The sequence below is a fragment of the Streptomyces sp. NPDC030222 genome, from assembly GCF_055573115.1.
This window is the reverse complement of record NZ_JBVICA010000045.1, coordinates 1-11,044: the sequence shown is the minus strand read 5'-3', so window position 1 is coordinate 11,044 and position 11,044 is coordinate 1. Positions and strand designations below refer to the sequence as shown.

Sequence of the window (11,044 nt, the reverse complement as noted above, 5' to 3'; positions counted from 1 at the left end):
CAGACCAGCCGACGCAACCACACCAGCAGCCTCATCCAGCGCAAGCAACGACACCACACCGGCAACGGACCCCGCGCCGGACAGCAACCCCGCCAACGCAACCCGATCCGACCCGGCCTCGACGACAACCCGACGAACCTCAGCACCACGCCCCGCCAACGCACCCACCACGGCCGTGTCATCCACGCCCTCCGCAGGCGACACCACCAACCACGACCCCGACAACCGCACATCGGACAACGCATCCAGCGGCTTCCACGACACCCGGTAACGCCAGCCGTCCACAGCCGACTGCTCCCGGCCCTGGCGGCGCGATGCCGCCGCCCGGGCCAGGACCGTGTCCGGCCAGTAGCGCTGCCGCTGGAAGGCGTACGTCGGGAGTTCGACCCGTCCGGCCCCGGTGCCGGCGAAGAAGGCGGACCAGTCCACCTCCACACCCCGCACGAAGGCCTGAGCCACCGCGGCGACGACCGACTCCGCCTCCACACGCCCTGCGCGCAGCAGCGGCACGAACGCGGCATCGGCGGCACCCGTCAGGCAGTCCTGGGCAAGCGCGGACAGCACACCGTCGGGGCCGAGCTCGACGTATGTCGTCGCGCCGGCCGCTTCCAGGGCGCGTACGCCGACCAGGAAGCGGACCGATTCGCGGACGTGCCGGACCCAGAACTCGGCCGAGGCCATCTCGTCCGAGACGACCGACCCGGTGAGGTTGGACACGACCTGGATGCGCGGGGCCCCGAACGACAGCCCCGCCACCACCTGCCGGAAGTCGTCCAGCATGCCGTCCATGTGCGGCGAGTGGAACGCATGGCTGACCGTCAGGCGCTTCGTCTTCCGGCCCTGCGCCTCGAGGGTCTCCGCGATCGCCAATGCCGCGTCCTCGTCACCGGCAACGACCACCGACTGCGGGCCGTTGACCGCCGCGATGCTGACGTCGTCGGTGAGCAGCGGCAGAACCTCGTCCTCCGAGGCCTGCACCGCGATCATCACACCACCGGCCGGCAACGCCTGCATCAACCGGCCACGCGCCGCAACCAGAGTGCACGCATCCTCCAGCGAGAACACCCCCGCCACGTGCGCGGCAGCGATCTCACCGATCGAGTGCCCGGACACGAAGTCCGGCCGCAGACCCCAGCTCTCCACCAGCCGGAACAGCGCCACCTCGACCGCGAACAGCGCCGGCTGCGTGTACTCAGTCCGGTCCAGCACCGCAACATCGGACCCGAACAGCACTTCCTTCAGTGGCAGTTCGAGGAGCGAGTCCAGGCGCTCGCACACCGCGTCCAGCGCGTCCGCGAACACCGGGAAGGCGGCGTACAGTTCACGGCCCATGCCCAGGCGCTGGCTGCCCTGCCCTGTGAACAGGAACGCCAGGCCGCCGGGCGACACGGTTCCCTGCACCAGGCCCGGCACCCGCTCACCGGCGGCCAGGGCTGCCAGACCGCCGACCAGGGACTCTCCGTCCGAGGGTGCGCCGACCAGCACCGCGCGGTGCTCCAGGGCGGCGCGGTTCGTGGCGAGCGAGTGGCCGAGGGCGAGTGCGCCCCGGTCACCGGACGCGGCCAGTGCGTCGGCCGCGGTCGCGCGCAGTCGTTCAGCCTGGGCCCGCAGGGCGGCCGCGGTACGGCCGGAGACGAGCCACGGCATCACCGGGATTGCGGGGATCCCCGGCTCCGTGGGTGCCGGTGCGTTCGCGTCGGCGTCCGCTGGTGCCTGCTCGATCACGGCGTGGGCGTTGGTGCCGCTGTAGCCGAACGACGAGACACCGGCCCGGCGCGGGCGCCCGGTCCCGGGCCACGGCTGCTGCTCGGTCAACAGCTCGATGTCACCGGCCGACCAGTCCACGTAGGGGGTCGGCTCGTCGATGTGCAGGGTCTTGGGCAGGACCCCGTGCCGCATCGCCATGACCATCTTGATCACACCGGCGACACCGGCCACGGCCTGGGTGTGGCCGATGTTCGACTTCACCGACCCCAGCCACAGCGGCCGGTCCGCCGGACGGTTCTGCCCGTACGTGGCCAGCAGCGCCTGGGCCTCGATCGGGTCGCCCAGCCGCGTGCCCGTGCCGTGGGCCTCCACCGCGTCCACGTCCCCGGCCGTCAGGCCGGCGTCGGCAAGGGCTTCGCGGATGACGCGCTGCTGCGAGGGACCGTTCGGCGCCGTCAGACCGTTGCTGGCGCCGTCCTGGTTGATGGCGGAGCCACGGACCACGGCGAGGACCGGGTGGCCGTTGCGCCGGGCGTCCGAGAGGCGCTCCAGGAGGAGCAGGCCGACGCCTTCGGACCAGATCGTGCCGTCGGCGCCCGCCGCGAACGCCTTGATGCGGCCGTTCTCGGCGAGGCCGCGCTGACGGCTGAACTCGGTGAACGCGCCGGGCGTGGACATGATGGTCACGGCACCCGCGAGGGCCATGGCGCATTCGCCGCGGCGCAGGGCCTGCGCCGCGAGGTGCAGGGTGACGAGCGACGAGGAGCAGGCCGTGTCGAGGGTGACCGCCGGGCCCTCCAGGCCGAAGGTGTAGGAGATGCGTCCGGAGACGACGCTGGCCGCGTTGCCGGTGCCGAGGTGGCCTTCGAGGCCGTCGGCGTCGTTGAGCCAGAGCTGGAGGTAGTCCTGGGCGTTGGAGCCGACGAACACTCCGGTGCGGCTGCCGCGCAGGGCGGTCGGGTCGATGCCGGCGCGCTCGAACGTCTCCCAGGTGGTCTCCAGCAGCAGCCGCTGCTGCGGGTCCATGGCGAGGGCCTCGCGCGGGGAGATCCCGAAGAAGGCAGCGTCGAAGTCGGCCGCCTCGTGCAGGAAGCCGCCTTCGCGGACGTAGCTGGTGCCCTCGCGGTCAGGGTCGTCGCTGTAGAGGGTGTCGAGGTCCCAGCCTCGGTCGACGGGGAAGGCGGTGATGCCGTCGCGTCCCTCGGCGAGCATGCGCCACAGGTCCTCGGGGGAGGTGATGCCGCCGGGGAAGCGGCAGCTCATGGCGACGATGGCGATCGGGTCGTCGTCGGCGGCACGTGCCGTGGCGGCGGCGCGCGGGCGGGCCGGGAGACGGCCTCCGCCGCCCGCGCCGGACCCGGGGCCCGCGTCGTCCGCGAGGTCTCCGACGATCTCCTCGCGGAGGTACTGGGCGAGTGCGGTGGCTGTCGGGTAGTCGAAGACGAGGGTGGCGGGCAGCCGTCGGCCGGTGGCCTCGCCGAGCAGGTTGCGCAGTTCGACGGCGGTGAGCGAGTCGAAGCCCAGCTCCTTGAAGGACCGGCCCGGCTCGACGGAGGCGGCACCCGGGTAGCCCAGGGCCGCGGCTACCTGCCTGCGGACGAGGTCGAGGAGCGTGCGCTCCTGCTCGGCGGCCGGGAGTCCGGCGAGGCGCTGCCGCAGCCCGGTCGCGCCCGCCTCGGCGGCGGCGGCGCCCGCAAGGCGGCGCGCGGTCACCCGTACGAGCCCGCGCAGCAGCGGGGACAGGGTGCCGACCCGGGCCTGCGTGCGCAGGCCGGCGAGGTCGACGCGCATCAGGACGGGCGCGGCCTCGTCGATCCGGTGCGCGAGGTCGAAGAGGCCGAGGCCCTCCTCCGAGGTGAGCGGCGGCAGTCCGCCGCGGGTCATGCGGCTGACGTCGGCGTCGGTCAGGCTGCCGGCCATGCCCGAGCCGTCGGCCCACAGGGCCCAGGCCAGGGAGGTGGCGGGGAGTCCCAGGGAGCGGCGGTGCTGGGCGAGCGCGTCGAGGAAGACGTTGGCCGCCGCGTAGTTGCCCTGCCCGGCGCCGCCGAAGACGCCGCCGATGGACGAGAACAGCAGGAAGGCGGAGAGGTCGAGGTCCCGGGTCAGTTCGTGCAGGTTGACGGCCGCGTCGGCCTTGGGCCGCAGTACGGCCGACAGGCGTTCGGGGGTGAGGGCGGTGATCACGCCGTCGTCGAGTACGCCGGCGGTGTGGACGACCGCGCCGAGCGGATGCTCGGCGGGTATCGCCTCCAGTACGGCGGCCAGCGCGTCGCGGTCCGCGACATCGCACGCGGCCCAGGTCACCGAGGCGCCCGCGGCGGCGAGTTCGTCGCCTAGCTGCCGGGCCTCGGGGGTGGATCCGCCGCGGCGGCCGACGAGCAGCAGGTGCCGTACGCCGTGTCCGGTGACGAGCCGGCGGGCGATCAGGCCGCCGAGGAGGCCGCCGGCGCCGGTGATCAGCACGGTCGACTCCGGCGCGTACGTGATACCGGCCGTGGCCGGCTGCTCCCCTTGAGTCTCCCGGGCCACGCGGGTGAGGCGCGGCACGAGGACGGTCCCGGCGCGGACGGCGAGTTGCGGCTCGCCCACGGCCTGGGCTGCGGTGAGGGCCGCGGGCAGGACGCGTGCGGAGTCCTCGGTGCCGTCGGTGTCGAGCAGCAGCAGCCGGTCGGGGTGCTCGGCCTGCGCGGAGCGCAGCAGGCCCCGGACGGCGGCGTGGACGGGGTCGGTGACCGAGCCGGTGGCCGACTCGGTGGCCGTGTCGTCGACGGCGTCGGTGCGGCTGTCTCCGGCCGCGACCGCGCCCTGGGTGAGGACGACCAGGCGGGTGGCGGCGAACCGGTCGCCGGTGAACGGCTCCTCCCCCAGCCAGGTCCGGGCGAGGGCGAGGGCGTGGTGCGCGGCCCGGTGCACGGCCCCGGCGGACAGCTCCGGTGCGGCGGCCGGGCCGTCGGCGCCGGCCTGCCCGTAGCCGGCCTGTCCGTAGCCGGCGAACACGGCGTCCGGGACGGGTGTTCCGGCGTCCACCGCGGCGGCCAGTTCGGCCAGGTCCGCGTAGACCGTGATCTCGTCGGCTCCCGTGCCGGTGGCGATGGTGCGGAGAGCGGAGGGTACCGCTGCCCCCAGAACCGCCCAACGGCCGCCGGGGTCCTCGGTCGCGTCGTCGGCGGTGCTGGTCGCGGAGGCCCCGGTCACGGCGGCGGTCAGTGCCGTCCACTCCGTGCGGAACACGGACTCGTGGTGGGCGGTGCGCGCAGCCCGGACCTGCTCGGCCGACACGGCTCGCAGGACGAGCGAGCCGACGGTCGCGACGGGTGCGCCCGTGGTGTCCGCGATCTCCAGGCGTACGCCGTCGCCCGTACCGCTCGGGGCGAGGTGTACGCGCAGCGCGTCGGCGCCGCTCGCGTGGAGGGTCACACCGCTCCAGGCGAAGGGGAGCCGGCCCTCGCCCTCGGTGCCGCCCAGCACGCCGAGGCCCAGGGTGTGGAGCGCGGCGTCCAGCAGGGCGGGGTGGAGGCCGAAGTCCCTTGCCGCGGCCGCGGTTTCCTGGGGCAGGGCGACCTCGGCGTAGACGCTCTCGCCGTGCCGCCAGGCGGTGGTGAGGCCGCGGAACACCGGACCGTAGCCCATGCCGACCTCGGCGAGGTCGGCGTAGAGGCCGTCCGTGGCGAGGGGTTCGGCGCCCGCCGGGGGCCACTGCCCCGATGCGAACTCCGACCAGGCCGGGACGGCACCGCGGGCCAGGACGCCGTCGGCGTGCCGGGTCCAGGGCTCGTCGGCCGCACTGTCCTTCGGGCGGGAGGACAAGGTGAAGGCGCGCCGTCCGGAGCCGTCGGTGTCAGGGGCGCTCACGTGCAACTGCAGCTGCACGCCGCCGCGTTCGGGCAGGACGAGCGGCGCCTGGAGCGTCAGCTCCTCGACGCTGTCGCAGCCGACCTGGTCGCCGGCCCAGATCGCCAGGTCGACGAAGGCCGTGCCGGGGAGCAGGACGCTGCCCATGACCTGGTGGTCGGCCAGCCAGGGGTGGGTGGCGGGTGACAGCAGGCTGGTGAAGACGAAGCCGTCGGAGTCGGCGAGGGCGACCGTCGCGCCGAGCAGGGGGTGTGCGGCCGCGTCCAGACCGGCCGCGGTGACGTCGCCGATCGGGGTGCCCGGCTCGATCCAGTAGCGCTGCCGCTGGAAGGCGTAGGTGGGCAGGTCGTCGACGCGCCGGGCGCCGGTGTCGGCGAAGAAGGCCTGCCAGTCGACCCGGATGCCGTGGACGTGGGCCCGGGTGAGGGCTGTGACGAGCGCCTCGGCTTCGGGGCGGCCCTTGCGGAGCACGGGCACGAGGACGGCACCGCCGTGGCTGTCGCCGTCCAGGCAGTCCTGGGCGAGCGCTGACAGCACACCGTCCGGGCCGAGCTCGACATATGTCGTCACGCCGGCCGCTGCGAGGGCGCGTACGCCGTCCAGGAAGCGGACGGCGTCGCGGACGTGCCGGACCCAGAAGTCGGCGGATGCCATCTCGTCGGTGACCAGGGTGCCGGTCAGGTTCGACACGACCGGGATGCGTGGCGCCTTGAACGACAGCCCCTCCAGCACCCGGCGGAAGTCCTCCAGCATCCCGTCCATGTGCGGCGAGTGGAACGCGTGGCTGACGGTGAGGCGCTTGGTCTTCCGGCCTTGCGCCTCGAAGACGTCCGCGACCGCGACGGCAGCGTCCTCGTCACCGGCGACCACGACCGACTGCGGACCGTTGACCGCCGCGATGCCGGCGCCCTCGGTGAGCAGCGGCAGGACCTCGTCCTCCGAAGCCTGCACCGCGATCATCGCGCCGCCTGCGGGCAGTGCCTGCATCAGTCGGCCGCGCGCGGCGACCAGAGTGCACGCGTCCTGCAGCGACAGCACCCCCGCCACATGCGCGGCAGCGATCTCACCAATCGAGTGCCCGGACACGAAGTCGGGCCTCACGCCCCACGACTCCACGAGCCGGAAGAGGGCCACTTCGACCGCGAACAGCGTCGGCTGGGTGTACTCCGTCCGGTCCAGCAGATCCGGGTCCGAGCCGAACAGCACATCCTTCAGCGGCAGTTCGAGATCGAATCCGGCACACACCGCTTCCAGCGCGTCCGCGAACACCGGGAAGGCGTCGTAGAGCTCACGGCCCATCCCCAGCCGCTGGCTCCCCTGCCCGGTGAACAGGAAGGCGACCTTCCCGCCGGCCGGCGAGCCCTTCAGCGCTCCCGCCGCCGAGCCGCCCTCCGCCAGCGCGGCGAGTCCTGCCAGCAGACTCCCACGGTCCCCGGCCACCACCGCCGCGCGGTCCTCGAACTGCGCCCTGCCGACGGCCAGCGACCGGGCGACGTCCACCGGGCCGAGCCCGTCGTGCTCCCGGGTGTACGCGAGCAGCCGGGCCGCCTGCTCGCGCAGGGCGTCCTCGCCCTTGGCCGAGAGGAGCCACGGCACGGCCCGCGGCAGCGGCGGGACCGCCGGCCCGGTGCCGTCGGGCTGCTGATCGGGGGCCCGGTCGGCCTCCGGCGCCTGCTCGATGATGGTGTGCACGTTGGTGCCGCTGACGCCGAAGGCGGAGACGCCGACCCGGTACGGGCGTCCGGTCTCCGGCCACGGCCGCTGCTCGGTGAGCAGGGCGACCCCGCCGGCCGACCAGTCGACGTGCGAGGTCGGCTCGTCGACGTGCAGGGTCCTGGGCAGCACCCCGTGGCGCATGGCCATGACCATCTTGATGATGCCGGCGACACCGGCGGCGTTCTGGGTGTGGCCGATGTTCGACTTCAAGGAGCCCAGCCACAGCGGCCGGTCCGCGGGCCGGTCCTGGCCGTACGTGGCCAGCAGTGCCTGTGCCTCGATCGGGTCGCCCAGGGTCGTGCCGGTGCCGTGGGCCTCGACGGCGTCGACATCGGCGGGGGTCAGGCGGGCGCTTTCGAGGGCCTGGCGGATGACGCGCTGCTGGGCGGGGCCGTTGGGGGCGGTCAGGCCGTTGCTGGCACCGTCCTGGTTGACGGCCGAACCCCGGACGACGGCCAGGACCCGGTGCCCGTTGCGGCGCGCGTCGGAGAGGCGTTCCACCAGCAGGACGCCCACGCCCTCCGACCAGCCGGTGCCGTCCGCCGCCTCGGCGAACGACCTGCAGCGGCCGTCGGGCGACAGCCCGCGCTGGCGGCTGAACTCGACGAAGACGTCCGGGGCGGCGAGGACGGTGACGCCGGCGGCCAGGGCAAGCGAGCACTCCCCCTGGCGCAGGGCCTGGACGGCCATGTGCAGGGCCACGGACGAGGACGAGCAGGCCGTGTCGATGGTGGCGGCAGGGCCCTCCAGGCCGAAGACGTAGGCGAGGCGGCCGGAGACCACGCTGGACGCGGTACCGGTGAGGAGGTGTCCCTCGACGCCGTCGGGCAGGTCGTCCGAGCCGACGCCGTAGGCGTTGGCGGACGCGCCGACGAAGACGCCTGCGCGGCTGCCGCGCAGGGCCGCCGGGTCGATGCCGGCCCGCTCGAACACCTCCCAGGTGGTCTCCAGCAGCAGCCGCTGCTGCGGGTCCATGGCGAGCGCCTCACGCGGGGAGATCCCGAAGAAGGAGGCATCGAACTCGGGGGCTTCGTGAAGGAATCCGCCATGCCGGGCGTAGGTGGTGCCGGGGTGGTCGGGGTCGGGGTCGTACAGCGACTCGACGTCCCAGCCGCGGTCGGTGGGGAAGCCCGAGATGGCATCGCCGCCGCTCTCGACGAGCTTCCACAGGTCCTCGGGCGAGCCGACTCCGCCGGGGAAGCGGCAGCTCATGCCGACGATGGCGATCGGTTCGCGCGAGGCGTCGGTGAGCTCCTGGTTCCGGCGGCGCAGCCGCTCGGTTTCCTTGAGGGAGGCCCGCAGCGCTTCAACGACTTTTTCGTTCGGGGTGGTCATCACTTACTCCGCACTTCGGGCACGTCAGAAGTTGCTGTTGCTGGTCAAGTTGCCGGGGGTGTCGTCGTCGGAGCCGCCGGCGCCGTCGAGAGCGAGGTCGAGAAGGTCCTGGAGGTCCATCGAGTCGATGGACCCGACCGCGTCGGCGGCGTCCGCACCGGGGTCGGCGACCGGAGTGCCGGGTCCGGCGAGCCTCAGGAGGGTGTCCAGGAGTCCTGCTTCGCGGAGCCGGCCCAGGGGGATGCCGGCCAGTGTGCGGCGCAGCTCCACGTCCTGGGGGTCGGTGTCGAGTTCCGCTCCGGTGGCACCGGCCGCGCCGTCGCTTCCCCCGGGGAAGAGGGTGCGCATCAGATGGCGGGTCAGGGCCTGCGGGTTGGGGTAGTCGAAGACGAGGCTGGACGGCAGTCGCAGGCCGCACGCGGCGCCCAGGTGGTTGCGCAGTTCGACGGCGGTCAGCGAGTCGAAGCCCAGGTCCTTGAAGGCCCGGTCCGGTGCGACGGCGTCCGCGGAGGGGTGGCCGAGTGCCGCCGCCGCGTGCTCGCGCACGAGGTCGAGGAGCGCCGTGTCCCGGTCGTCCCCGGACAGTTCGGCCAGCCGCCCGAGGACGGCCGTGGACGGATCGGCGGCCGTGGCACCGGACATGGCCACGCCGCCGCCCGATGCGTCCTCGCGCAGCACGCCGCGCACGTCGGGCAGGTCGCCGATGAGCGGGCGGGGGCGCGCCGCGGCGAACACCGGTGCGAAGCGGGCCCAGTCGACGTCGGCCACGGTCACCGCCGCGTCCCGGCCGGTGAGGGCGCGTTCCAGGGCCAGCAGGTTCGTCCCCGGGGCCACGGGCGGCAGTCCGCGGCGGCTGAGCTGCTCCTCCGCGTCGCCTTCGGTGGCCATGCCTCCGTCGGCCCACGGGCCCCAGGCGATCGCCGTGGCGGCGAGCCCTCGGGCCGCGCGGCGCTCGGCGAGCGCGTCGAGGAAGGTGTTGGCGGCGGCGTAGGCACCTTGGCCGCCGCTGCCCCAGACACCGGCGATGGACGAGAACAGGACGAACGCGTCGAGGGAGTCCGGTGCGTCGAACAGCGCGTCGAGGTGGACGGCGCCGGCGGTCTTGGCGGTGACGACCCGGGCGAACCCGGGCAGGTCGGTGCCCGTGCCGGGCGGCTGGGAGACGCCCGCGGCGTGCACCACGGCGCGCACCGGAGTGCCGTCGGCCGCCAGGCGTGCGACGAGCGCCTCGAGCTGTTCCCGGTCGGTGACGTCGCAGGCCGCCAGGGTCACGGCCGCGCCGAGCGTCTCGAGTTCCGTCCGGACCTCGGTGGCGCCGGGTGCGTCGGCGCCGCTGCGGCTGACGAGCACGAGCCGTTCCGCACCGCGTTCGGCGAGGCGCCGCGCCACGTGGCGGCCGAGCGCTCCCGTGCCGCCTGTGATGAGCACGGTGCCGTTCGGCGTCCACCGCGGTGCGGGGCGTTCGCCGGTCGGGGCGGCGTGTACGAGACGTCGTACGAACGTGCCGGCGGCGCGGATCGCGAACTGGTCCTCGTCACCGGCGCCGGTGAGCACGGTCGTCAGGGGGGACAGGACGCGGTCGTCGCACGTTTCGGGCAGGTCGACGAGTCCGCCCCAGCGGTCGGGGTGCTCAAGGGCGACCACCCGGCCCAGGCCCCAGACCTGCGACTGGGCGGCGCCGCCGAGCGTGTCGCCGGGGGCGGCGGCGACGGCGTCACGGGTGACGCACCACAGGCGCGCGTCACCGCAGCCGGTCTCCGCGTACCGGTCGGTGAGCACCGACGTGAGGGCTGCGGTGAGGGCGAGTCCGACGGGCACCCCGGGGTGATGGGGGTGCGGCCGTTCGTCCAGAGCCAGGACCGACAGGACGCCGGTCACCGGTCCGTCGGCTGCCGCCACCGCGTCCCGCAGCCGCTCGTCCAGGCGCGCGCGCAGGACCGCCGGGTCACCGTCGGCGACATCGAGCGGGAGCGGCAGGACCCGGACCCCGTCGCCGCTCATACGGTCGGCCAGGGCACGGACCCACGGATCCTCCGCCTGCGGGGCCGGTACGACGAACAGCCAGGTGCCGGAGGGGGTTCCCCGGTCGTGGCCCGTCCAGGGCTGCCAGGTGACGCGGTAGAGGAGGGAGTCGGCCTGTGCCTGTGCCTGCTGGTTCCGCCGCCATGCGGAGAGGGCTGGCAGTACGGCGCTGAGCGGCTGGTCGCCGTCGACTTCGAACTCGTCGGCGAGCGCCGTCAGATCGGCCCGTTCGACGACGTCCCAGAACCGGGCGTCGGCCTCGCTCCCGGCAGGGCCGGCCTGCGCCATCGCGCCGCTGTGCGCGGCGACGGGCTCGGGCCAGTAGCGCTTGCGCTGGAAGGGGTAGGTGGGCAGGTCGACACGCCGGGCGCCGGTGCCGGCGAAGTACGCCCGCCAGTCGACGGCGACGCCG

2 protein-coding genes are annotated in these 11,044 nt (G+C 74.2%); both read right to left on the bottom strand.

What is annotated here, in order from left to right; genetic code table 11:
• A partial coding sequence (locus tag ACZ4Z5_RS33000; protein WP_468269913.1) for a type I polyketide synthase occupies positions 1-8,613 on the bottom strand: 8,613 nt, incomplete at its 3' end.
• 21 nt (positions 8,614-8,634) lie between these two features.
• On the bottom strand, positions 8,635-11,044 hold a 2,410-nt coding region (locus ACZ4Z5_RS32995; protein WP_468269911.1), incomplete at its 5' end, for an SDR family NAD(P)-dependent oxidoreductase.